The sequence below is a fragment of the Streptomyces humi genome, from assembly GCF_001005085.2.
Taxonomy (GTDB): Bacteria; Actinomycetota; Actinomycetes; order Streptomycetales; family Streptomycetaceae; genus Streptomyces; species Streptomyces humi.
On sequence record NZ_LBMU02000097.1, the window covers coordinates 1 to 23,246 of the forward strand.

23 protein-coding genes are annotated in these 23,246 nt (G+C 73.0%); 12 read left to right on the top strand and 11 right to left on the bottom strand.

Annotated features, from left to right (window positions below; translation table 11 throughout):
- Positions 1–40: 40 nt before the first annotated feature.
- Genes AAW13_RS36895 through AAW13_RS36905 form a run of 3 tightly spaced genes read right to left on the bottom strand, consistent with a single transcriptional unit; the run spans position 41 to position 2,563 of the window.
- Positions 41–781: an FAD:protein FMN transferase gene (locus AAW13_RS36895; RefSeq protein ID WP_046734186.1), complete on the bottom strand. Its 741-nt coding sequence runs from the start codon at positions 779–781 to the stop codon at positions 41–43.
- A 2-nt stretch (positions 782–783) separates the two neighbouring features.
- Entirely contained in the window at positions 784–1,215 is a 432-nt protein-coding gene (locus tag AAW13_RS36900) for an FMN-binding protein (protein WP_046734187.1), read from the bottom strand.
- Positions 1,216–1,225: 10 nt separating this feature from the next.
- On the bottom strand, positions 1,226–2,563 hold the full coding sequence (locus AAW13_RS36905) for a ferredoxin reductase family protein (RefSeq protein ID WP_046734188.1): 1,338 nt from the start codon (positions 2,561–2,563) through the stop codon (positions 1,226–1,228).
- 151 nt (positions 2,564–2,714) lie between these two features.
- Between AAW13_RS36905 and AAW13_RS36910 the strand changes: the two genes are divergently transcribed.
- Both AAW13_RS36910 and AAW13_RS36915 read left to right on the top strand, forming a co-directional pair.
- Positions 2,715–3,410, top strand: a complete 696-nt coding sequence (locus tag AAW13_RS36910; protein ID WP_071659804.1) for a response regulator transcription factor — start codon at positions 2,715–2,717, stop codon at positions 3,408–3,410.
- Positions 3,407–4,885, top strand: coding sequence for a sensor histidine kinase (locus tag AAW13_RS36915; RefSeq protein ID WP_046734190.1), 1,479 nt, complete (start codon positions 3,407–3,409; stop codon positions 4,883–4,885). Before AAW13_RS36910 ends, AAW13_RS36915 begins: the two co-directional genes overlap by 4 nt.
- A 53-nt stretch (positions 4,886–4,938) precedes the next feature.
- Here the strand turns inward: AAW13_RS36915 and AAW13_RS36920 are convergent, their stop codons facing one another.
- The 6 genes from AAW13_RS36920 to AAW13_RS36945 form a co-directional block, all read right to left on the bottom strand.
- Positions 4,939–6,711, bottom strand: a complete 1,773-nt coding sequence (locus tag AAW13_RS36920; RefSeq protein ID WP_107483499.1) for an MOSC and FAD-binding oxidoreductase domain-containing protein — start codon at positions 6,709–6,711, stop codon at positions 4,939–4,941.
- Between the two features lie 176 nt (positions 6,712–6,887).
- Positions 6,888–8,492, bottom strand: coding sequence for an MFS transporter (locus AAW13_RS36925; protein WP_046734191.1), 1,605 nt, complete (start codon positions 8,490–8,492; stop codon positions 6,888–6,890).
- A gap of 211 nt (positions 8,493–8,703) precedes the next feature.
- Complete coding sequence (gene msrB, locus AAW13_RS36930; protein ID WP_046734192.1) at positions 8,704–9,111, bottom strand: peptide-methionine (R)-S-oxide reductase MsrB; 408 nt, start codon at positions 9,109–9,111, stop codon at positions 8,704–8,706.
- Between the two features lie 13 nt (positions 9,112–9,124).
- Complete coding sequence (murC, locus tag AAW13_RS36935; protein WP_046734193.1) at positions 9,125–10,513, bottom strand: UDP-N-acetylmuramate--L-alanine ligase; 1,389 nt, start codon at positions 10,511–10,513, stop codon at positions 9,125–9,127.
- A 187-nt stretch (positions 10,514–10,700) separates the two neighbouring features.
- On the bottom strand, positions 10,701–11,156 hold the full coding sequence (locus AAW13_RS36940; RefSeq protein WP_046734194.1) for an indole-3-glycerol-phosphate synthase: 456 nt from the start codon (positions 11,154–11,156) through the stop codon (positions 10,701–10,703).
- 171 nt (positions 11,157–11,327) lie between these two features.
- A complete protein-coding gene (locus tag AAW13_RS36945) occupies positions 11,328–12,125 on the bottom strand; it encodes a pyrimidine reductase family protein (RefSeq protein WP_046734195.1) in 798 nt (265 codons plus the stop codon).
- Positions 12,126–12,162: 37 nt separating this feature from the next.
- Between AAW13_RS36945 and zapE the strand changes: the two genes are divergently transcribed.
- From zapE to AAW13_RS36980, 7 genes are all read left to right on the top strand, one after another.
- Complete coding sequence (gene zapE / locus AAW13_RS36950; protein ID WP_046734201.1) at positions 12,163–13,269, top strand: cell division protein ZapE; 1,107 nt, start codon at positions 12,163–12,165, stop codon at positions 13,267–13,269.
- A gap of 153 nt (positions 13,270–13,422) precedes the next feature.
- Positions 13,423–13,818, top strand: coding sequence for a hypothetical protein (locus tag AAW13_RS36955; RefSeq protein ID WP_046734196.1), 396 nt, complete (start codon positions 13,423–13,425; stop codon positions 13,816–13,818).
- A gap of 89 nt (positions 13,819–13,907) precedes the next feature.
- The gene (locus tag AAW13_RS36960) at positions 13,908–14,486 is read left to right on the top strand and encodes a carbonic anhydrase (RefSeq protein ID WP_046734197.1); all 579 of its coding nucleotides are present in this window, start codon (positions 13,908–13,910) and stop codon (positions 14,484–14,486) included.
- Positions 14,487–14,494: 8 nt separating this feature from the next.
- Entirely contained in the window at positions 14,495–15,991 is a 1,497-nt protein-coding gene (locus AAW13_RS36965) for a SulP family inorganic anion transporter (protein WP_046734198.1), read from the top strand.
- 183 nt (positions 15,992–16,174) lie between these two features.
- A complete protein-coding gene (locus AAW13_RS36970; protein ID WP_071659805.1) occupies positions 16,175–16,996 on the top strand; it encodes a slipin family protein in 822 nt (273 codons plus the stop codon).
- A 49-nt stretch (positions 16,997–17,045) separates the two neighbouring features.
- Entirely contained in the window at positions 17,046–17,906 is an 861-nt protein-coding gene (locus tag AAW13_RS36975) for a polysaccharide deacetylase family protein (protein ID WP_071659806.1), read from the top strand.
- An 18-nt stretch (positions 17,907–17,924) separates the two neighbouring features.
- Entirely contained in the window at positions 17,925–18,110 is a 186-nt protein-coding gene (locus tag AAW13_RS36980; protein WP_071659807.1) for a hypothetical protein, read from the top strand.
- Here the strand turns inward: AAW13_RS36980 and AAW13_RS45265 are convergent.
- Both AAW13_RS45265 and AAW13_RS45270 read right to left on the bottom strand, forming a co-directional pair.
- Positions 18,102–18,773, bottom strand: a complete 672-nt coding sequence (locus tag AAW13_RS45265) for an ABC transporter (RefSeq protein WP_071659808.1) — start codon at positions 18,771–18,773, stop codon at positions 18,102–18,104. The two genes, AAW13_RS36980 and AAW13_RS45265, sit on opposite strands and share 9 nt — an antisense overlap.
- Positions 18,770–19,657 (bottom strand): ABC transporter ATP-binding protein, encoded by an 888-nt coding sequence (locus tag AAW13_RS45270; protein WP_046734822.1) that lies wholly within the window; start codon positions 19,655–19,657, stop codon positions 18,770–18,772. Before AAW13_RS45270 ends, AAW13_RS45265 begins: the two co-directional genes overlap by 4 nt.
- A 116-nt stretch (positions 19,658–19,773) precedes the next feature.
- Here AAW13_RS45270 and AAW13_RS36995 point away from each other — a divergent pair, with 116 nt between their 5' ends.
- From AAW13_RS36995 to AAW13_RS37005, 3 genes are all read left to right on the top strand, one after another.
- Complete coding sequence (locus AAW13_RS36995) at positions 19,774–20,517, top strand: aminoacyl-tRNA hydrolase (protein ID WP_071659809.1); 744 nt, start codon at positions 19,774–19,776, stop codon at positions 20,515–20,517.
- Between the two features lie 309 nt (positions 20,518–20,826).
- Positions 20,827–21,618 carry a DUF4142 domain-containing protein gene (locus tag AAW13_RS37000; protein ID WP_046734767.1) on the top strand — a complete coding sequence of 264 codons (792 nt, stop codon included), beginning with the start codon at positions 20,827–20,829 and terminating at the stop codon, positions 21,616–21,618.
- A 151-nt stretch (positions 21,619–21,769) separates the two neighbouring features.
- A complete protein-coding gene (locus tag AAW13_RS37005) occupies positions 21,770–23,035 on the top strand; it encodes an MbnB/TglH/ChrH family RiPP precursor modification enzyme (protein ID WP_206306343.1) in 1,266 nt (421 codons plus the stop codon).
- Positions 23,036–23,246 lie beyond the last annotated feature (211 nt).

The following is a 23,246-nucleotide window of genomic DNA, read 5'->3' on the forward strand; positions in this document are numbered from 1 at the left end:
GGCGGGACGGGCGGGACGGGCGGGACGGGCGATCGCAGGATCAGGCGGCTGCCGAGGGTTCCCCGGCGACCGGCAACCCCGCCGTCCGCAGCACGGACCGCTCCGCGTCCACCACGAACACCTCGCAGCCCGGCCGGGCCGCCGCCCACGCGGTGCCCTCCGCGCCCAGTGCGAAGGCGGCCGTGGCCACCGAGTCCGCCTCCGTCAGGGTCGGGGCGACGACCGTGACGCTGAGCAGGCCGGTCGCCGGACGCCCGGTGCGGCCGTCGATGATGTGGTCGCCGCGCTCGTAGCGGGCGGAGGTGGCGACCGCGCCGTCGGTCAACTCCAGGACCGCGCACAGCCGGTCGGCGTCTTCGGGGTGCCGCACCCCCACCCGCCAGGGTCCGCCGGAGGCGACCACGTCTCCCCCGGCGTTCAGCACGAACCGCCGCGCCCCGGCCGCCGACAGCAGTTCCGCGGCCCGCTGCACCGACCAGCCCTTGACGACCGCGCACGGGTCGAGGCCCCGCCCCGGCAGCCGCACGTCGAACGCGCCGCCGGTCGCCAGCCGGTACTCCTCGCACAGTGCGAGCACCTCGGCGAGGTCCGGGGAGACCGACGTCCCGGCGAGCTCACCCCGGTCGAGCCGGGAGACCTCGCTGTCCGGCCGAAAAGGGCTGAACCGCTCGTCGACCTCGCGCAGCCACGCGAAAGCGGCGTCCGCGGCCTCCTCGAAGTCCCCGTCGTCGTCGATGCGCAGCGACACCGGGAAACCCATGACGTGTTCGACCCGGCGCATGATCAGCCCTTCGCGTCGATCGCGGCCTGGAGGGACTCCTTGTAGCCGTCGCTGGTGATCGTGGCGCCGGAGACGGTGTCGATGTCCGCGCTCTGCGCCTTCAGCGTCTCCGAGATCAGCACCGGCACCGCGGCCGTCGTCTGCGGGTGGTCCGGCTGCTGGAGCATCCTCACGGCGGTGATCTGGTCGCCGGAGAAGGTCACCTGGACCTGGACCGGGCCCTTGTCGGTGTTGACGGTCGTCCCCTTGACGACCGTGCCCGAGGCCGCGGTGGTGCCCGAGGCGCCGGTCGCGGCAGTGGACGGGGTGGCGGCGGACGGGGTCGTGGCCGGTTCGGCGGTGGTGGACGTCGTACCGCCGACCGACGGCTCGTAGCGCCAGACGGGGATCAGGCCCGCGATGCTCAGGACGACGACAGGTATGGCTCGCTTCACGGTGTCTCTCTCATCCCGCCAGGCTGAAACGCTCGAAGTGGATCTGCGGCTTGGGCACGCCCAGGTCTCCCAGGCTGCGCAGCACCGCGTTCATCATCGGGGGCGGCCCGCACAGGAAGACGTCCCGGTCGGCGATGTCCGGCACCAGCCGGGCCAGTTCGCGCGCGGCCAGCCTGTCGGGCACCGGCGGGCCGGTGACCAGGTGCAGTTCGGCGCCCTTGGCGACGGCGAGGTCGCGGAGTTCGTCGTAGAGGACGGCGTCGCGGTCGGAGCCGACGCGGTAGATGACGACCGCGTGGCCTTCCAGGTCCTCGAGGAGGGCGCGGATGGGGGTCACTCCGACGCCGCCGGCGATCAGCAGGGACTCGGCCCTGCGGCGGTGCAGGGTGGTGAACGCGCCGTAGGGGCCCTCGGCGAAGACCCGGGTGCCGACCTTCAGGTGGCGCAGGGCGGCGCTGCCGTCGCCGGCGGCCTTGGCGGTCAGGCGCAGGGTACGACCGTCGGGGGCGGCGGAGAGGGAGAAGGGGTTCGCCTGCCACCAGCGGTCCTTGGTCAGGAACCGCCACAGGAAGAACTGGCCTGCCTGGGCGCCCAGTCTGTCCAGATCGCGGCCGGTGACGTGGACCGAGACCACGTTGTCGGACTCGGGGACGACGGCGGAGACCCGGAACTGGTGGCGGCGGTTGCGCCACAGGGGGAGCACGGCACGGCCGGTGACCACCGCGCCGAGGGCGACGCCCCACACCGCGTACCAGTACGCCGTGGCGGCGGACGAGGACGTGAAGGTCGTACCGACCGCGACCTGGTGGCTGAAGGCCAGCACCACGGCCACGTAGGTGTAGAGGTGGACGAAGTGCCAGGTCTCGTAGGCGAGGCGGCGGCGGGCGTAGCGGGCCGAGACGGCGCCCACCACGAGGATGACGCCGAGCGCGACGACGGCCCGGAGCACGCCTTCCGTGGTCTCCGCGAGGTCGACGACCTCGGTGACCGGGCCGACGCCCGCGCCGTCGGCGTAGCCGAAGGCGATGAAGACGGCGTGCGCGAGCAGCGTCCACAGCAGGGCGAAGCCGGTCCAGCGGTGCCAGGAGGTCAGCCGGTCCATGCCGATCCGGCGGTCCAGCCAGGGCAGCCGGGCCACCAGCACCAGTTGGAAGGCCATGACGAGGGCGCCGTACAGACCGAAGAGCCGGCCGATGACGATCAGGGCGTTGGAGGCGAAGCCCGCCTGGGCGAAGAAGCAGGCGACCACGGCCGCGTTCACGGCGAGCACGGCGTACAGGCCCGTGCGGGCCACCACCCTGGGGCGTATCGCCGTGGGGGGCGCAGGGGGTGATTGGACGGTCGTCACGGGTCGGCAGCTCCTTGATCGGGTCCTGGGAGTCGAGCTTCACCCGTGGCTGCTGTCGTTTTCCTGTCGGGGTGCTTTCAACTGGTTATCGATGTGTTCTCTGTGTGAGCTCGGGTCTGGTGTCCACGGCCGGGTGGCGCAATATGAGCGGGTGGAAAAAGTACGACTCCTCGTCGTGGACGACGACCCGCCGATCGCCGACCTGGTCGCGACGGTCGCACGGTACGAGGGCTGGGACGCGGTCACCGCGTACTCCGGCGAGGACGCGCTGGTCCGGGCCGCCGAGTTCCGGCCGGACATCGTCGTGCTCGACCTGATGCTGCCCGACCTCGACGGCTTCGGGGTCCTGGACCGGCTGCGGCACTCCGGGACGATGGTGCCGGTGGTGTTCCTCACGGCCCGCGACGGGGTCGCCGACCGGGTCGCCGGGCTCACCCGGGGCGGTGACGACTACCTGGTCAAACCGTTCGCGGTGGAGGAGCTGATGGCCCGGCTGCGGACCGTGCTGCGGCGCAGCGCCGGACCCGGCTTCCAGCGCTCGGTGCTCCGGGTCGCCGACCTGACCATGGACGAGGACACCCGCGAGGTCCGCCGCGCCGACCGGCTGCTCTCCCTGACCCCCACCGAGTTCGAGGTGCTGCGCTACCTGATGCGCAGGTCGCCGACCGTGCTCACCAAGGCGCAGATCCTCGACCACGTGTGGGAGTACGGCTTCGGCGGCCGTTCGAACGTGGTGGAGCTGGTCGTCAGCCGGCTGCGCCGCAAGATGGACGAGGCCGGCGGGGAGCCGCTGATCCACACCGTGCGCGGCTTCGGGTACGTCATACGCCGGCAGGCGGCGGAGTGATCGGGCGGCTGCGGCGGTCGTACCGGAGCACACGGCTCGGCACCCGGCTGGCGCTCGGGCTCGGCGCGCTGGCCCTGGTGGTGTTCGCGGTCGTCGGCACGGCCCTGACCACCTACATGCGGGACTACCTGTCGGCCCAGCTGGACAGCCAGCTCGGGCTCGCCCAGACCGCCCAGTCGAAGAGCATCGAGCAGAACGGCTCCCTCCAGGGCAAGAAGTACTACCGCTGGTACTACGCCGTGTACGACGTCTCGAACGGCACCCCGGTGCTGCGCAGGCCCGAGGAGACGGGTGACCTGCCCGCGGACATCGCCGACCTCACGTCGGTGGCGAAGGCGCAGATCGCCGCCGGTACCGAGGTGCTGCGCACCAGGGACCTGACCGGCGAGGGCGAGTACCGGCTGCGCGGCTGCGCGGTGGAACCGGGGGTGGTGCTGGTCAGCGGCGCCCCGATGGACAGCATCGACGACACGGTACGACAACTGGTCACGGTCCAGGTCGTCGCCTTCGGGCTGGCCCTGCTGGCGCTGGTGGTGTTCGGCCGCCGGCTGCTGCGGCACGGTCTGGAGCCGCTGAGCGACATGGCGCACACCGCGCACGGCATCGCCTCGCACAACCTGACGGAGTCGGCGGCCCGGCTGCCGCTGCGCGCGGCCAAGCGGGGCGGCGGTCCGGAGGTCGAGGAACTGCGCACCGCGTTCAACACGATGCTCGAACACATCGACCACTCGCTCGCCGTGCGCGCCGAGGCCGAGCAGCGGCTGCGCCGTTTCGTCGCGGACGCCTCGCACGAACTGCGCACCCCGCTGATGTCGGTACGCGGCTACGCCGACCTCTTCCAGTACGCGGCCGCCAACCAGCCCGAGGAGCGCGACAGGCACCTGGCCCGGCTGCGCGCCGAGGCGGCCCGGATGGGCGTGCTCCTCGACGACCTGCTGCTCCTCGCCCGTCTGGACGCCGCCGAGGTGGAGACCCCGCTGCGGCTGGAGGACACCGACCTGACGGAGCTGGTCCGGGAGGCCGCCGACGCCTTCCGCGCGGCGCACGCGGACCATCCCCTGACGGTGACGGCCGGTCCTGACCCGGTCCCGCTGCGCCTGGACCCGGTCCGGATCCGCCAGGTCCTGGACAACCTGCTCACCAACGCGGCCGTGCACACACCCGCCGGGACCCCGGTGGCCGTGACGGTCGAGGTCGCCGCCGGCTCGGCGTCGGTCCGCGTCACCGACCGGGGGCCCGGCATTCCGCCCGGCGACCGGGACCGGGTCTTCGACCGCTTCTACCGCGTCGACAAGGCCCGCAGCCGCGACCGCGGCGGCAGCGGTCTGGGGCTGGCGGTGGCACGCGCGCTGGTGGAGGCCCATGGGGGGACGATCACGCTGGACGAGGAGCGGGACCGGACGACGGCGTTCACCCTGACGCTCCCGCTCGCCCCGGCACCGGCCGGACAGACACCGACCGCCACGCCCGTATGACGACGGCACCGGTCGGCGTCCGCCGGGCAGGACCGCCCGCGGGACGGCAGGTGTCAGAGATCCAGGACGACGTCCCGCGCGGGTCTGCTGCAACAGATGAGGATGTTGCCGTCGCCCGGTGGCTCGACCGGGTCCGGGGAGTAGTCGACGGCCCCGGACATCATGGCGAGCTCACAGGTGTGGCAGACCCCCGTGCGGCACGACCAGCGGACCGGGACATCGCATGCTTCCGCCAGTTCCAGCAGGGAGCTCCGGTCGTCGTTCCACGGGACGGTCAGTCCGCTGCGGGCGAAGGAGACGCTGGGACCGGTGCCCGGGGCGCCTTCGGGCCGGTGCGGCGTCCGCACCGCGGACGTGCCCTTGATCCCCGGCGTGAGCGAGGGGCCGCCGCCGAAGTTCTCGGTGTGCACGCGGGACGGCCGCAGACCGGCCTTGACCAGCGCCTCGGTCATGCCGTCCATGAAGGCCGCGGGTCCGCAGACGTAGGCGTCGGCATCGGTGGGCAGGCCCAGGCCGAGGACCCGCTCGGCCGAGATGCGGCCCGCTTCCGAGTAGTCCCTGCCACGCTCGTCGGCGAGGCCGGGCCTGCTGTAGTAGACGACGGACCGGGCGTCGGCCAGGAGTGCCACCAGGTCCCGCACCTCCTGGGCGAAGGGGTGCTCACGGCCGTTGCGGGCGGCGTGCAGCCACCACACCTGTCTGCCGGAGGCGGCGTCCGCCAGTGAGTGCAGCATGGCCAGCACGGGAGTCGCCCCGATGCCGGCGGACACCAGCACGACCGGTGTGTCACCGCCGGGCAGGCAGAAGGTGCCGCGCGGTGCGGCGAACTCCAGGCTGTCGCCGGCCCGGACGTGCGCGCGCACGTAGGCGCTCGCCAGGCCGTGGGGTTCCACCTTCACACTGATCCGGTACGTACCCGTGCCGGGCCCGCCCGACAGCGAGTAGCTGCGGATCACGGACGTCCCGTCCTCGGCCGCGCGCATCCGCACGGTCAGGAACTGTCCTGGCAGCGCGGCGGGCAGGGCGGAACCGTCAGCCGCGGCCAGCGTCAGGGAGACCACGTCCTCGCTCTCGGGGTGGACGTCGGTGACCGTCAGCGGACGGAAGCCGCGCCACGCCGGGGGCGGGACGCCGGCCGCGACGGTGAGGCCGGCGCTGCCGGACGAGGCGGTGGCGCCCTTGTCGGCCTGTTCGAGCAGGGCGCGCATCGAGCCCTGCCAGCCGGGACTGAGAGCCGGAATGCGCAGGGCACGGCGCACCTGGTCGGGCGTGTGACCGGAGAGGTACAGGACGGAATCGATCTCCTCGACGGTCATGGCCTCCGGGCCGGTGGAGACCTTGACGATCTGCTGTCCGGCCTCCACCTCGCCCTCTTCGACGACTCGCAGGTAGAAGCCGGGCCGGTGGTGGGCCACCAGCAGCGCCGCCATGCGCGGTTCCCGCAGGCGCATGCCGACCCGGTAGCAGGTGACGCGCGGTTGGGAGACCTCCAGAAGGGCTTCGCCGACCCGGTAGCGGTCGCCGATGCACACCTCGTCGTCGGGGAGCCCGTCGACCGTGAAGTTCTCCCCGAAGCTGCCCGGCGTCAGGTCGTCCCGGCCCAGTTCCCGGGACCAGAAGCGGTACGAGTCGAGTTGGTAGACCAGCACGGCCCGCATTTCCCCGCCGTGGCCGTCCAGGTCGCCCTGACCGTCGCCGTCGATGTTGAGCCGTCTCACCATCCGCGGCCCGGACACGGGCTGCTTGTGCACGCCGGTGTACACGGTCCTGCCCTGCCAGGAGACGTCTTTCGGCATCCCCACGTTGACTGAGATCAAGGTGGCCACCGCTCGCCCTCCTCGTCCACCCTCGGCAGGTCACAGCCGGCTGCTCGGTGGCACGTCCACCCTAGTCCCGGCCCCTGAGACGAGCCACCTCGCCCCGGACCCGCCCAAGGCGAGCCACCTCGTCCCGGACCCGCCCAAGGCGAACCACCTCGCCCCGGACCCGCCCAAGGCCTGCCTCAGATGCCCGCGGTCTCCTCCTCTGCCGTGATTCCCTCCATCGCCGTCTCCTCGGCCTTGCCCCGCAGGGCGACCACGCTGAGGAGCGAGCAGACCAGGGCCGCGATGCCGCAGACCACGTAACCGACGGCGTAGCCGTTGCCGAGGGCTTCCAGGGCGATGGGGGCCGCGCCGCCGGGCGGGGAGGTCGCGGGCACGGAGTTGACGGCGAGCGGTCCGCCCTCGGCCGCCACCTGCCCGGCCGCGGCCTTCACCTGGTCGCCGAGGCCGGACCCGGCGAGCTTGCGGGTGAACTCGTCGGCGGCCCGGCTGAGGGCGACCGCCCCGATGACGGCCGGGCCGAGCGTGAAGCCGAAGTCCCGCAGCAGGCTGGTCGAGGCGCTGGCCATGCCCGCGTAGTGGACCTCGACCGTGTTGACGGCGGTGGCGGTGATGGAGGAGACCGTGAGGGCGAATCCGATGCCGACCAGGCCGATGGGCAGGATCAGCGAGGTCAGGGCGCGGTCGTGGACCGAGAGCGTGGCGGCGGTGAAGTCGCCCGCCGCCATCAGGGCGAGGCCCACCCCCAGCACCCAGCGCGCGCTGACCTTCTCCAGGAGCCGCGAGATCAGCGGCAGCAGCACCAGCGTCCAGGCGTTGAGCAGGATGAACGCGAACGACCCGCGCAGCGGGCTCTGGTGCTGGATCGGGCCGAGCCGGATGCTGGTCGCGTACGCCGTCCCGAGGTAGCTGAACATGCCGACGACGGCGACGAACGAGGCGACCGCGAAGGCCCGGTTCCTGAAGAGGTCCAGGCGCAGCAGGGGGGCGGCCGCCCGGCTCTCGGCGGCGAGGAAGAGCCCGATGAAGACCGCCGCGACCACGTAGGCGATCACCACCGGGGTGGCCGTCCAGCCGTCCGAGGGGCCCTGGATCACCGCGTACAGCAGCGCGAACATGCCGACGCCGATGGTGATCTGCCCGGCCAGGTCGAGGGAGCGGCCCTCGGGCGCGCTGGAGTTCTGCGCCAGCAGCTGGCTGAGCACCGTGCTGACCAGGGCCAGCCCCGTGACCACGATGAACGCCCAGCGCCAGGAACCGTAGTTGCCGGTGATGCCGCCGAGGACGGGCGCGACGAATCCGCCGCTGGAGAGGGCTGCGGCCCAGATCGTGATCGTGCGGGCGCGGTCCCGGGCGGTGTGGGTACCGGCGGCGATCACCGCGAGCGAGGTCGGGAACAGCGCCGCGGCGCCGAGACCGGCGATGGCCTGGCCCACCCAGAGCATGTGGATGCCGGTGCTGGCCGCGGCCAGCGCCTCGCCGACGACCAGCAGCGCGCCGCCGCCGACCAGCAGCCGCTTGCGTCCGAAGAGGTCGCCGAGGACGCCGAAGGTCAGCTCCAGCACGGTGACGGGCAGCAGGAACGCGTCCGAGATCCAGGTCAGTTGCGAGCCGACGGGGTGCAGATCCTCCTGGAACAGTCCGTTCAGGGTGGCCGGCATGGCGAGCGCGATCTGCGCCAGGCAGACCGCGAAGCAGCCGGCGACGAGGGTGCCGACGGGCAGCGGCCCGGACGGTTTGCGAAGGGCCGGGGGGTCGGACGGCGAACGCGTTTCAGTGGACACGGGTGCTCCCCTTCGAACGGTGCGGGAGATGCGGCGGTCGCGGCGCGGGGACGGCACCGCCTGGAACGCGACGAATGTAGGGCAGTTTTTTCACGTCGGTCAATAGACTGCACAATGTCGATCGACGGTGCGGCCACGGCCGACGGGCACACGAGAACACCCCGCCGCCCGGAAGGGCGGCGGGGTGCGGGAAGGTCGGCGGTGCGGCGCGTCAGCTCTCGTCGGCCGTCAGCCGCAGCGAGATCGAGTTGATGCAGTACCGCTGGTCGGTCGGGGTGGCATAGCCCTCCCCCTCGAACACGTGGCCGAGGTGGGAGCCGCAGCGGGCGCAGCGCACCTCGGTGCGGACCATCCCGTGCGAGCGGTCCTCGATCAGCTCCACGGCGTCGGTGTCCTTCGGGTCGAAGAAGGACGGCCAGCCACAGTGGGACTCGAACTTCGTGTCGGAGGTGAAGAGTTCGGCACCGCAGGCGCGACAGGAGTACACGCCCTTGGTCTTGGTGTCGGTGTACTCACCGGTGAAGGCCGGCTCGGTCGCGGCCTGGCGCAGCACGGCGTACTCGGCCGGCCCCAGCTCCGCGCGCCACTGCTCGTCCGGCTTCTCGACGTCGTACGACATGAGTCTCAGCCCCTTACTTCGCCAGGCGTTCCAGGATCCTCGGGCCCAGGTCGGTCACATCGCCCGCGCCCATGGTGAGAACCAGATCACCGGGCTTGGTCATTCCCGCGACCACGGCGGGCACCTCGTCCTTGTCGTGCACGGCGGTGACGTCGGCGCCCGCGGCCCGCGCCGCCTCGATGATCAGCTCGCTGGTGACCCCGGGGATCGGGTCCTCGCGTGCCGGATAGATGTCCAGGACCACCGACGCGTCCGCGAGAGCCAGCGCCTCACCCATCTCCTTGCCCAGTTCCTGGGTGCGGGAGAACAGGTGCGGCTGGAAGACGACCAGGATCCGGGCGTCCCCGGCGGCGCCGCGCATCGCCTCCAGGTCGGCGGTCATCTCGGTCGGGTGGTGCGCGTAGGAGTCGATCACCTGCACCCCGGCCGCCTCGCCCTTGAGCTGGAGGCGCCGCTTGACCCCGGTGTACGCGGCCAGGGCGGGAGCGAGTTCGGCGGCCGGGACACCCAGGGCCACGCCCGCGGCGAGCGCGGCGACCGCGTTGTGCGCGTAGTGCCGGCCGGGGACGGAGACCGCGAAGGTCAGCTCGGCCCCGTCCAGCAGGACCGTCACCTCGCTCTTCAGGCCCTGCGGTACGACCGACAGCACCCGCACGTCGGCGTCCGCGGCCTCGCCGTACGTCACCGTGCGCACGGTGCCGGCGACCCGCCGGGTCAGCTCCCGGGCGCCCTCGTGGTCGGCGTTGACCACCAGTGTGCCGCCGGGCACGATCCGGCCGGCGAAGGTCTCGAAGGACTCGTAGATCTCGTCCATCGAGGCGTAGTTGGCGTGGTGGTCCAGCTCCACGTTGAGGACGATGGCGACCTCGGGCGCGTACTTGTGGAAGCTGCGGTCCGACTCGTCCGCCTCGGCGACGAAGATCTCACCCGCGCCGTGCAGGGCGTTGGAGCCGGGGGCGTCCAGGTCGCCGCCGATGGCGTACGACGGGCTCCGCCCCAGCTCGCTCAGCGACACGGCCAGCATGGACGTGGTCGTGGTCTTGCCGTGGGTGCCGGCGACAGCGATCGGGCGCAGCCCGTCCATCAGGGCCGCCAGCGCGTCCGACCGGTGCACGACCGGGATGCCCAGCTCGGCCGCGCGGGCCAGCTCCGGGTTGTCCTCGCGGATCGCGGACGACACGACGACACAGCTGGCGTCGTCGGCGAGGTGCCCGGCCGCGTGCCCGATGTGCACGGTGACACCGAGCGCCCGCAGCGCCTCGGCGGTGGCCGACTCCTTGGCGTCGCTGCCGGCCACCGCGGCCCCGCGCTGGGCGAGGATCTTGGCGATCCCCGACATCCCGGCGCCGCCGATGCCGATGAAGTGCGGTCGGTCCATGGCGGCAGGAAGGCCGGGTGCCATGTGGTTCTCCCCAGAGACGATGACGTGCGAAAGCGTCCCTAGCCTATGCGCTGGGCCCCCGACCCCCTCGCAAGGGGCGCGGGCATCAGCGCCCCGCAAGGGGCGCGGGGAACTGCGCGATCAGCCACGACGCACCCGCACCCACAGACGCACCGCACCGCACCGCTCCCCTCCCCCCCCACGACCTCTACGCCTTGCTGTGCGAGAACAGCTTCAGCACCGGCACCCCCACCTTGTGCCGCGCCCGCGACGCCCAGTCTCTGTGGAAGAACTCCTCCACATAGTGCGGATCAGTCAGCACGATGACCTCGTCCGCCCCCACCTCTTCCACCAGCTTCCGCAGCGCGTCCAGCGGGTGGTCCTCGACCATCCGCCCCTCCGCCGCGCTCCCGGTCGCCCGCAGGGCCGTCAGCGACACGTCCAGCGCCTGCTCGGCCGGCCCCTTCGCTGCGTCCCCCTCCGGCGTGTCCCGCTCGCGAGCGGCCTCGTCGAGTTCGCCGAGTGCGATGTCGTCGATGGCCCGCAGCAGGCGGTCCGCCTGGTCGCCGCGCGGCTGGAGCAGCACGTGGAAGGCGACCTGCTCGTCCCCGTGCAAGGTGGTGACGAACTCCACGTCGGCGGACGTCAGGGCCTTCTCGATCATCAGAACGCTTGTGAACACCAGGCGCCTCTTCTCCTTAGAGGGCCGCTTCGGCCCTCTGTCCTCCGCGGGGCCGAGCACCCTGCGGAAACCATCCTGCCCCGTGATCGCACGGGTACTGCCGGATTCAGTGTGCCCGCCGAAAGCTAAGCGGAACGGTAGATTCCGCTGATGTCAGGACCGGCGGTAGCGACCGAACAGGAATCCGGCCTCTTCCAGGAGGGACACTAGTTCGAGGCGGTGCGGCACGGCGACACCGGGTCCGCCGGAGATCCGCTGCGCGGCCCCGGCGGTGAGCATCGGGGAGACCGTCAGGCACAGCTCGTCGAGGACCCCGGCGGCGATGAACTGGCCGAGCAGCCGCGGGCCGCCCTCGGTGAGCAGCCGGGTGTGGCCCAGGTCGGCGAGGGCGCGTACCGCGCGCGCCGGGTCGACGCCCATGCCGTCCCCGGCGGTCACCACCCGGGCACCGGCCTTCTCCGCGGCGGCGACCCGGTCGGGCGCGGCCGCCGCGCCGGTCAGGATCAGCGTGGGCACGAGGGGCGAGGTGAACAGCGGGAGCGAGAAGTCGAGATCCAGGCTCGCGGTGACCACGGCGACCGCGGCGACCTCCGTCTGCCCCGCCGCGGCGCGGGCCCCCGCGAACTCCGCACGCGCGCGTACCGGCCGGTACTCCTCCTGCCGTACCGTTTCCGCACCCACGACGACCACGTCCGCGAGCCCCCGCAGGGTGCCGAAGATCCGCATGTCGGCCGCGCCGGAGATGGGCTGTGAGCGCCCGTCGTGCTGGCCCGCCCCGTCCAGGGTGGAGACCATGTTGGCCCGCAGCCACGCCTGGCGCCCCGCGGACTCGGGATAGGCGTAGGCGAGGGCCAGCTCGGCGAGGCTCCACTCCCCCTCGCGCTCCCGTCCGGCCGCACCGCCGGAGGCCTGGGCTGCTGTTTCTTCGGTCACAGGGAACAGGCGTCGCATGCCGTGCAGTGTGGCACGGCAACTAGCATGGGTGACCGTGTCCTCTTCTCCCGCCGCTTCCGAGGTCAGCCCCATAGCCGACGCGGCCCCGTTGTCCCTGTGCGCCCGCGCGCCGCACGTTCCCGCGGACCGGCTGGTCGCCGAGATGGTGCCGCCGCCGCGCTTCGACTCGGTCCGCTTCGCCACGTACCTCCCGGACCCGAACCAGCCGAGCCAGACCGAGGCCGTACGGGTCCTCGAAAGCTTCGCGGCCGGTCTCGGCGGGGCGCACGCGGCGGGCGGCGGGAAGCGCGGCTTCCTCGGCCTCGGTAGGGCCAGGGCGCCGAAGGTGCCCGCGGGGCCCCGGGGTGTCTATCTCGACGGCGGCTACGGCGTCGGCAAGACCCATCTGCTCGCCTCCCTCTGGCACGCGACCCCCGCGGAGCCCGCGCTGAAGGCGTTCGGCACCTTCGTGGAGCTGACCAACCTGGTCGGCGCCCTCGGCTTCCAGCAGACCGTGCGGACCCTGTCCGGCCATCGTCTGCTGTGCATCGACGAGTTCGAGCTGGACGACCCCGGCGACACGGTCCTGGTGTCGAGCCTGCTCGCGCGGCTGGTCGAGGCCGGGGTGGCGCTCGCGGCCACCTCCAACACGCTGCCGGGCAAGCTCGGCGAGGGCCGGTTCGCGGCCGTCGACTTCCTGCGCGAGATCCAGGGCCTGTCCGCCCACTTCCGCACGCTGCGCATCGACGGCGAGGACTACCGCCACCGCGGCCTGCCCGAGGCGCCCGCGCCGTACTCCGACGAGCAGGTGACCAAGGCCGCGTACGCCACGCCCGGCGCGTCGCTCGACGACTTCCCGCACCTCCTCGACCACCTGGCCAAGGTGCACCCCAGCAGGTACGGCGCGCTGACCGACGGCCTCGCGGCGGTCTGCCTGACGGACGTGCGTCCGGTGCCGGACCAGTCGACCGCGCTGCGGCTGGTGGTCCTCGCGGACCGGCTCTACGACCGTGAGGTCCCGGTACTGGCCTCCGGGCTGCCCTTCGACAGGCTGTTCAGCGAGGAGATGCTGAACGGCGGCTACCGCAAGAAGTACTTCCGTGCGATATCCCGGCTCACCGCGCTCGCCCGGGACGGCAAGGAACTGGTGTCAAGAGCCTGATCAGGCCACGCCACCGGCGCTTTTCACGCTCTCTTCGGGTCGCAACACGGAGTTAACCCTGCAAACGACTTTGCGGGGTTAACGTGTTTCTTGACCAACCGTTGACCCGTGCTTGGTGCACACGAGAGGCGTGAACTGCCGCGAGGGGGGCTCATGTTCCGAGGTACGACGGCCCGGACCGTGATCTCGCTCCTGGCCGCCGCCCTGCTCGCCGTCCAGTTCTTCGCTCCCGCGGCAACCTTCGCAGCCGCGCATACTCTCAGTCATACCGAGGCCAAGGCCCAGCCCGGATCCAAGCCCCCGGCGAACGCCGTACGCAACGGCTCGCACACGCTCCGCCACCACGGACTGTGCGGCGAGCCGCCCGGTCCGCCGCAGAGCGCGGACCGCCACCGCACCGCCACCGCCGGCTGCGCCGACGACCGTCCGGCCACCGCCCGGCACACCGAGGCCATACACGCCTCGACGACCCCCTCGGCCAAGCACCGACGCGCCTTCAGAGCATCCAGAGCCCACTCGGCGGCCGCACTCCAGGTCTTCCGCTGCTGAGAGACCGGTCCGGTCCCGGCTCACCCCCCCCACAACCGTCGTGCAAGCCCGACGCGCCGTTCCGGCGCGCCAGGAGGAGTCCACACACCATGCAGCCCCTCATCGACAACGCCCGTACGTTCGGACAGCGCCCTGAGGAGTTCGCCCAGCTCGCGGCAGGCCAGTCCCCACAGGTGCTCTTCATCACCTGCTCCGACTCCCGGGTCGTCCCGGCCCTGATCACCGGCGCCCGGCCGGGCGAGCTCTTCGAGCTGCGCACCGCGGGCAACATCGTCCCCCCGTACGCCTCGGTCCACCCCACCAGCGAGGCGGCCACCATCGAGTACGCGGTGGAGGTGCTCGGCGTCCGCGACATCGTCGTCTGCGGGCACTCGCACTGCGGCGCCGTCGGCGCGCTGGTGCGCGGCGACGACCTGACCGCCGTACCCGCCGTGCGGGACTGGCTGGCCAGCGCCGAGCCGCGCCCGAGCGGGGCGGCGGAGGACCCGGCCGTGGCCGAGGGCGTGCAGAGCCATGTGCTCGCCCAGCTGCTGCGGCTGCGCTCCTACCCGTTCATCGACAGGAAGCTGGCACGGGGCGAACTGACCCTGCGCGGCTGGTACTACGAGGTCCACACCGGTGCCGTGCGCGAACACCGCGCCGGCACCGACACCTTCGAGGCCCTGTGAGCGCCACGATGACCAAGTTCCCATACATACGTCAGGACTTCGCCGCCTCTCTCGTCGTCTTCCTGGTCGCGCTCCCGCTGTGCGTGGGCGTGGCCGTCGCCTCTGGTGTCCCGGCCGAACTCGGCCTGGTCACCGGCATCGTGGGCGGTCTCGTCACCGGGATGCTGCGGGGCAGCAGCCTTCAGGTGTCGGGGCCGGCCGCCGGTCTGACCGTGCTCGTCTACGAGGCGGTGCAAGAGTTCGGGCTGCCGGTGCTCGGCGTGATCGTGCTCGCCACCGGCGTCCTCCAGATCACCATGGGCGTCCTGAAGCTGGGACGCTACTTCCGGGCCATCTCGGTCTCGGTGGTCGAGGGCATGCTGGCCGGAATCGGGCTGGTTCTGATCGCCGGGCAGCTGTATCCGGCGCTCGCCGCCAAGGCGCCCGAATCGGGGCCGGGCAAGATAGCCGGGCTGCCCGGGGCGTTCCTGGACGCCCTCGGGGACGGCGGGGCGCTTGCCTCGCTCGCCCTCGGCGCGGGCACCGTGGCGGTCCTCGTGCTGTGGAAGTACGCCCCGGCGAAGGTGCGTACGGTCCCCGGCCCGCTGGCCGCCGTCGGTCTCGCCACCCTGGCCGCGCTCCTCCTGAGCCTGCCGGTCGCCACCGTCGAGGTGCGGGGGCTGCTGGATTCCGTGCAGCCGCCGTCGCTCAGCGCCTTCGGCGAACTGGCGGGCCTCGGGGTGATCGGCACGATCGTCGCGTTCACGCTGATCGCGTCCGCCGAGTCGCTGTTCAGCGCGGCGGCCGTGGACCGGCTGCACAACGGCCCGCGCACCCAGTACAACAGGGAGCTGGTCGCCCAGGGCGCGGGCAACGCGCTCTGCGGGGTGCTCGGGGCCCTGCCGATGACCGCGGTGATCGTGCGCAGCGCGGCCAACGTCCAGGCGGGCGCCCGGACCAAGGCGTCCCGGGTCATGCACGGCCTCTGGCTGCTGCTGTTCGCGGCGCTGCTGCCGGGTGCCCTGGGCTACATCCCGATCCCGGCGCTGGCCGGGATCCTGGTCTACTCGGGCGCCAAGCTGATCCCCGTACGGGCGCTGGCCGCGCTCTGGCGCGAGCACCGGGGCGAGGCGCTGATCCTGGTGGTCACGGCGGTGTCCATCGTCGCGGTCAGCATGTTCGAGGGGGTCCTCATCGGTCTGGCGCTGTCGATCGTGAAGACCGCCTGGGAGGCCTCGCACCTCAGGCTGGAGGTCGTCGACAAGGGCGCCGGACCCATCGACGCCCACCTGTCGGGCAACGCGACCTTCCTGCGGCTGCCGAAGATCCTCGACAGCCTGGAGTCGCTGCCGCAGGACCGCCCCATCCGGGTGGACCTGTCGGGGCTGCACCATCTCGACCACGCCTGCCGGACCGCGCTGGAGAGCTGGGCCGAGCGGCACAGCGACGCCGGTACCGAACCGGTGCGGGTCAGCGCCGAACCGGTGCCGTCCGGCCCCGGACCGGCGAAGCTCCCGGCCACCTGAGCCGCGGCCCGCACGCGGCCCCGGGACCCGGCCGCCGCGACCGGCGGCCGCTCCCGGGCCGGGGTGCCGACGCCCCTCGGCACCCCGGCCCGGACCTGATCTCCGGCGACCGTGGCCCCACCCTCCCGCCGGGCATATCGTTGCAGCATCAGACAAATCGGTCCTCTTTTTCCGGGGGTCGTGATGATTCAGGAGCTGCTGGCCGCGGTGGTGGCCGCCCTGTGCTTCGGCGTGCTGTACCTGGCCGCCGGTGCACGGGTCGTCAAGCAGTACGAACAGGGTGTGCTGTTCCGGCTCGGCCGCGTCTCCGGTGAGGTGCGGGAGCCCGGCTTCAACCTGGTGATCCCGGTCGTGGACCGGCTGCACAAGGTCAACATGCAGATCGTGACACTGCCGGTGCCGGCCCAGGAGGGCATCACCCGCGACAACGTCACGGTACGGGTGGACGCGGTGGTCTACTTCCGGGTGATCGACGCGGTCAGCGCGCTGATCAAGGTCGAGGACTACAAGTTCGCCGTCTCCCAGATGGCCCAGACCTCGCTCAGGTCCATCATCGGCAAGAGCGACCTGGACGACCTGCTCTCCAACCGCGAGAAGCTCAACCAGGGCCTGGAGCTGATGATCGACAGCCCGGCCGTGGGCTGGGGAGTGCAGGTCGACCGGGTCGAGATCAAGGACGTGTCGCTGCCGGACACCATGAAGCGCTCGATGGCCCGGCAGGCCGAGGCCGACCGGGAGCGCCGGGCCCGGATCATCAACGCCGACGCCGAACTCCAGGCCTCGAAGAAGCTGGCCGAGGCCGCCCAGCAGATGGCCGGCACCCCCTCCGCCCTGCAACTGCGGCTGCTCCAGACGATCGTGGCGGTGGCGGCCGAGAAGAACTCCACCCTGGTGCTGCCCTTCCCGGTGGAACTGCTGCGTTTCCTGGAGAGGGCCCAGCACCCCCTGCCGGGCGGCGGACCCGGGCCCGGTCCGGCCGGTCCGGCCCAGCCGCCGCCCGGGTGACCCGGCGCCGCGCCGACCGGAAAAACCCGATATTCCGCCCTACGTTCGTATGGTGATCAGACTAGTACGCCGTATTGCCGGTACGACCGCCGTCTGCGCCCTGGGCGCCGCGCTCGCCGCCTGTGGCTCCGCCCAGGCGCCCAAGTCCGGAAGCCCTGCTCCCGCGAGGCCCGCCCCCACCACGAAGCCGGCGAAGCCGCCCACCCTCCCCGCGGGCCCGGGCGGCGCGGCCCCCGTCTTCATGAACGGCCCCCGCACCCTGGGCAGGACCGTCGCCCTCACCTTCGACGCCGACATGACCGCCGACCAGGGGCCGCGCGCCGCGGCCGGCGAGCACTTCGACAACCCGGCACTGATCGCGACCCTGCGCCGGCTGAAGGTGCCGGCCACCGTCTTCATGACGGGCCGCTGGGCCGACCAGTACCCGGACCAGGCCCGCTCCCTCGGCCGTGACCCGCAGTTCGAGGTCGGCAACCACTCCTACAGCCACTACGCCTTCACCGGCGACTGCTACGGCCTGCCGACCGTCTCCGCCGACAGGATGACCTCGGACGTGCAGCGCGCCTACACGGCACTGCTCCGGGCGGGCGTGCCGCACCCGATGCCGTACTTCCGCTTCCCCGGCGGCTGTTACGACCGGCAGGCGCTGCGCGCGGTCGGCCGGCTCGGGGTCACCGCGGTGCAGTGGGACGTGGTGAGCGGGGACGCGTTCGCGACCGACGCCGACGCGGTGACCAAGCAGGTGCTGGACGGGGTGAAGCCGGGCTCGGTGGTCGTCATGCACTGCACGCGCAGCGCCGCCCCGACCACCGAGCAGGTGGTCCGCGACGTCGTACCGGAGCTCCGCAAGCGCGGCTTCCGCTTCGTGAAGGTGTCCCAGCTGATCGGGGAGACACCGGGCCACCGGTGACCGTCCTACGCTGAAGGGATGAGCGACGAGAGCGACTACTGCACGATCGCCGGGACCGCGCGGCCACCGAGGGCGGACGGGCCGCCGTACGCGGAGTGCGTGCTGTGCCGGGATCCTACGGAGTACCCGGAGTCGTACAAGGGCGTGACCCTGTGCCCGCGGTGCGAGTGGCAGGAGGCGCAGCGGAGCGCCTGTTCAGGGTGAGCGGCGGCCGTCGAGGAAGCAGGCCACGGTGAAGGCGACGGCGGCGAGCAGGGCCGCCGCGGCCGTCGGGAGCGGCGAGACCGGGATCCGGCCGGACTCCGAGCCGGTGACCAGGCCGCTCACCGCCGCCCGTGCCGGGGAGCCCGCGGCCACCGTCGCGAGCAGCGCGGCCAGCAGCATCGCGGGCACCGCCCGGCCCGGTGAGCGCAGCAGCGGCCGGTTGGTGAGCGCCCCGACGGCGGTGCCGAGCAGCGCGCAGGCCAGGGTCGCCAGCAGACCGGCGGCTCCGGCCCGCAGGGGCGGTACGGGGAGCCGGTGGTCGTTGGTGGCGTGCCGGCTGATCACCGTCACGACCAGGGTGGCCGCCGTGCCGAGAAGCGCGGCCGCGGCCAGGGCGGTGAGCAGGGCGGCCAGGTGCGCCCTGGCCGGGCCGGTCGCCGCGGTGACACAGGCGCGGGCGGCCGGGGGTTCGCCCGTGACGCAGATCCGTACCAGCCAGGCGGCCACCGGCAGCAGGGCGGCGGCGGTGTAGCCGAGCGAGTCCAGCACCGGCTGACCGCTCTGCACGCCCACGCCCAGGAACACGGCGTACAGGATCACCGGCGGCAGCCAGCGCTGGGAGCGCAGCAGGAGTGCGGTCTGGTAGCGCAGGAGTGCGGTCATGGGCGGTCTTTCTCGTCCGGAGGGACGGCCGGGGCCGGGGCGGCCGCGGGGCCCACGGTGACCACGTGCCAGGGCGGGTCGGCCGTGAGGAGGGCGCGCAGGACCACGTCCGAGTGGGACGTGGGAACCGTAAGACGATAGGAGCCGGCGACGGGTTCCGTCGCGGACACCGCGGCACGGGTCGCGTCGGCGGGCAGGCGGCCGCCGGCGGGACCCCGGACGGTGACGACGGTGAGCGGGCCGTCGGGGGCGGTCTCCTCCGCGGCGCGGGGTGCGAGGCCGCCGGCGACGACCCGGTAGGCGGCGGTGTGGGCGCCCGCCAGGCGCCGTGGGTCGTGGTCGACGAAGACGACGGCGCCCCCGGCCGCGGTCCGCTCCGCGACGGCCCGCTCCAGCTCTTCGCGGGCCTCGGCGTCCAGGCCGGTCCAGGCCTCGTCCAGGACGAGGAGTTCGGGGTCGGCGAGCAGGGCCTGGGCGACCGCGACCTTCTGGCTGGTGCCCTTGGAGAGCTGGGCCATGGGGGTGGCCGCGTGGTCCGCGGCGCCGAACCGCTCCAGCCAGTCCGCCGCGCGGGCGGTCGCCGTGCGGCGGGAGAGGCCGTGCACGGTGCCGAGGTGGGTGAGGTACCCGGCGGGGGTGAACGGGAGCGCCGACGGGAAGCGCTCGGGTACGTACGCGGTGCGGGGGCGGCCGGTGATGCGGCCCTCGGTGGGCCGGTCGATGCCGGCGACCAGGCGGAGCAGGGTGGACTTGCCGGTGCCGTTGGCTCCCTCGACGCGGGTGAGCGTGCCGGGGGTGATGACGAGGTCCACGCCTCTTAACACCCAGGGGCCGCGTATGCCGTACCGGCGGCCTACGCGGGCCAGTTCAAGATCACGGTACATGGACGTATTGTCGTGCGGTTTCGCCTCGGAGATACGCGTCGTCTCGGTCCGCGGGCCGGTCCCCTCCCCCGGCGACGGGGCCGGGGACCGCCACGCCCGGCGCCCTTTAGGGTGATGTGGTGAGCGTTGATTCGAAGTCACCCGGCGACAGCCCCTTCCGGACCGAACCCACCGCACGCGACGAAGCACCCCAGTTCGTGCTGCCCCTCGTCGTGCGGATCGAGAAGTCGGCCCCGCCTGCCCGGACCGACGCCCTGGAGACCGCCGCGCGGGCCGTGCTGACGATGCTCAGTGACGAGCGCGCCCTCGGCGACGGGGAGTGGGCACAGGCCGTCCGGGACTGGGAGGACGCCCGGATCCGCAAGGTCGTGCGGCGGGCCCGGGGCGCCGAGTGGCGGCGGGCCGGGGAACTGCCCGGCATCACCCTGACGGGGAAGTCCGCGGAGGTACGGGTGTTTCCCCCGGTTCCCCTGGACGGGTGGCCCAGGGAGCTGGCGAAGCTACAGGTGTCCGGGACCGAACTGGAGGACCCCGAGCCGCCCGTCGGCGCCGACCCGTCCGCGCCCGTGCTCTGGCTGAACCCCGGGGTGGAGATGTCGGCCGGGAAGACCATGGCGCAGGCCGGACACGGGGCCCAACTGGCCTGGTGGGCACTGTCGGAGGAGGAGCGGACGGCCTGGCGGGACGCCGGGTTCCCGCTCGCCGTACGGACCGCCGATCCGGCCGAGTGGCGTGAACTGGCCCGCAGCGAACTGCCGTTGGTCCGGGACGCCGGGTTCACCGAGATCGCTCCCGGCCTGACCGTCGCCGCGGAGGGCGGCGAGAACTTCGCTCCGCTGGGCCGCCTGCGGCGCCCCTGACGGGCCGCTCACGGCCGGGCCGGTTCCGTCAGCGCGGCGGAGCGGCCGCGCGGGGCGGCTCCGGGCGGGTCCGGCCATGACAGGACCTCGTTCCGGGCGAGCACGGACCGTGGTCCGTCGAGCCGCTCGTGGGGGAAGACGTCGTCCGACTCCCGTCCCGCCGACCACGATCGGGCCCGAAGCGGCCCGCTCGCCCAGCGCCGAGCTGGGGATTTTTGAATTCCCTGGGAAACTTTGCCGTTTGTTTGAACAGCGTCGCGGGTGCGGCCGTACGTCCTGGCACTGAACCAGCGACACGGGGAGGAATCCTTGCGGCGTTTGAACGGAACGGCCCTCATCCTGACGGCACTCGCCGGGACCGTCGGCGCGCTCGTGTACCCCGTGTGGTCGTACGGCGACCGTGCCGGCACCGGGCAGGCGAACGTGGCGGCGGGGACCGTCAACACCGAGTGGGGGCCGCTCACGGCCGCCGACCGCGATCTGATCGTGCGGGTCAGGCTGGCCGGGCTGTGGGAGCTGCCGGCCGGACAGCAGGCCGTCCAGCGGGCGCCCAGCGCCGCGATCAAGGAGGCCGGCGACCATCTGATCGTCGGTCACACCGACCTGGACAGGCGGGTGCGGATCGTCGCCGCCAAACTCAACGTCGAGCTGCCCAACGTCCCCAACGAGCAGCAGCAGGGCTGGCTCCAGGAGATGTCGTCGGCGACCGGCGCGGAGTACGAGTACAAGTTCGTGAACCTGCTGCGGGCCGCGCACGGCAAGATCTTCCCGGCGATCGGGACGGTACGGAACACCACCCGCAACAGCCTGGTGCGGCAGCTCGCCTCCGACACCAACCAGACCGTGCTGGACCACATCACGATCCTGGAGAAGACCGGCAAGGTCGACTTCGAGGCGATCGCCAACGAGATCGCCAACGCGACCACGGCCAGCCCGACCGGCCCCGCGGTACCGGCGCCGGGGCTGGTGGCGCCCTCCGCGCCGGCCGCGCAGGCCAGCGGCGACGTGCGGACGACGTCCAGTCCCTCGCCCGGAGCGCCGGGCACGGTGAACACCGGGCGCCCCGACCCGGAGGACTCCGTGGGCGGGGTCGGCCGGTAGCCCATCGGCTCCCCGGAGCGCGCCGCCGAACCTCAAATGTTGCTCTGAAGCGGCAGGCAACACGGTTCGCCGGCGCGCTCCGGGGCCATACCCCCGTCACCCGCCGACGCGAAGACGACGGCCTCGGCGGAGGAGGGGGAGGACCATGGTCCTGGAGCGGCTGGGAACGGGGATCGGCTGGCGGCCGGAGATCGCGGACGCCGTGGAACACATGCCGGGCGTCGACTGGGTGGAGGTCGTGGCCGAGAACACCTGCCCGGGTCACCTGCCCGAGTCGCTGCGGCGGCTCCGCGAGCGGGGCGTGACGGTCGTCCCGCACGGCGTCTCGCTGGGCCTCGGCGGCGCGGACCGCCCCGACGGAGAACGGCTGCGGGCGCTCGCCGAGCGGGCGGAGGCGCTGGCCGCTCCGCTGGTCACCGAGCACATCGCGTTCGTCCGCGCGGGCGGCCCGCGCACCGCGTCGCCGCTCCTGGAGGCGGGCCATCTGCTGCCCGTCCCGCGCACCCGGGACGCCCTCGACGTGCTCTGCGAGAACGTCCGCGTCGCGCAGGACGCGCTGCCCGTGCCGCTCGCCGTCGAGAACATCGCCGCGCTCATCGCGTGGCCCGGCGAGGAGATGACCGAGGGACAGTTCCTGTACGACCTCGCCGACCGCACCGGGGTACGGCTGCTGATCGACGTGGCCAACCTGCACACCAACCACGTCAACCGGGGCGAGGACCCCGCCAAGGCGCTCTCCGAACTCCCCGTCGAGGCGATCGCGTACGTCCATGTCGCCGGCGGCTTCGAGCGGGACGGCGTCTGGCACGACAGCCACGCCCACCCGGTGCCGCCGGCTGTCCTGGACATCCTGGGCGACCTCGCGTCCCGGGTCGCGCCGCCGGGGGTCCTGCTGGAGCGCGACGAGAACTTCCCGGAACCGGCCGAACTGGAACGGGAGCTGACGGCGATCCGGGCGGCCGTGGCGGCGGGCGGCGCGACGGCCGCCGCCGACAGCCGCCTCGGCGGGCCGGTGCCCGTGGCCGCCGTCCCCGAGGCCACCCGGCAGCGGGTCGGACTCGCCCAGGCCGCGGTGCTGTCGTCGCTGGTCGCGGGGACGCCGGTGCCGGAGGGGTTCGACCGGGTGCGGATGGGGGTGCAGGCGCGGGCGCTGGCCGGGAAGCGGGCGGACGTGGTGGCGAAGGTGGCGCCGGAGCTGCCGGAGATCCTGGGCGAGTCGTACCGTCCGGCGTTCCTGGCGTACGCGCAGGAGCAGCCGATGACAGGGGGGTACCGGCGGGACGCGCTGGACTTCGCGGGCCGGCTGCTGCGGGAGGGCCGGCCGGCGGACCGGGCCTCCCGGCGGCGACTGCGGGCGTGGTGGCAGCACCGCGCCGGCCCGGCACCGCGGCGGAGGACCCTCCTGCGGAGGGCGTGACCCGTGCGGGGGGGGGCTGGTGCCGGGGGGCTGGTGCCGGGGGGGCTGGTGCCGAGAGGGCTGGTGCCGAGGGGGCTGGTGCCGGGGGGGGCTGGTTCCGGGGGTTCGCTCAGAGGGCGTGAACCGTGCGGGGGGCTGGTGCCGGGCGTTTCGCTCACCGCCGCTCGCGGGGTGCCGCTCGCGCCCACCCGGTGCCGCCCAGGGGTCCCCC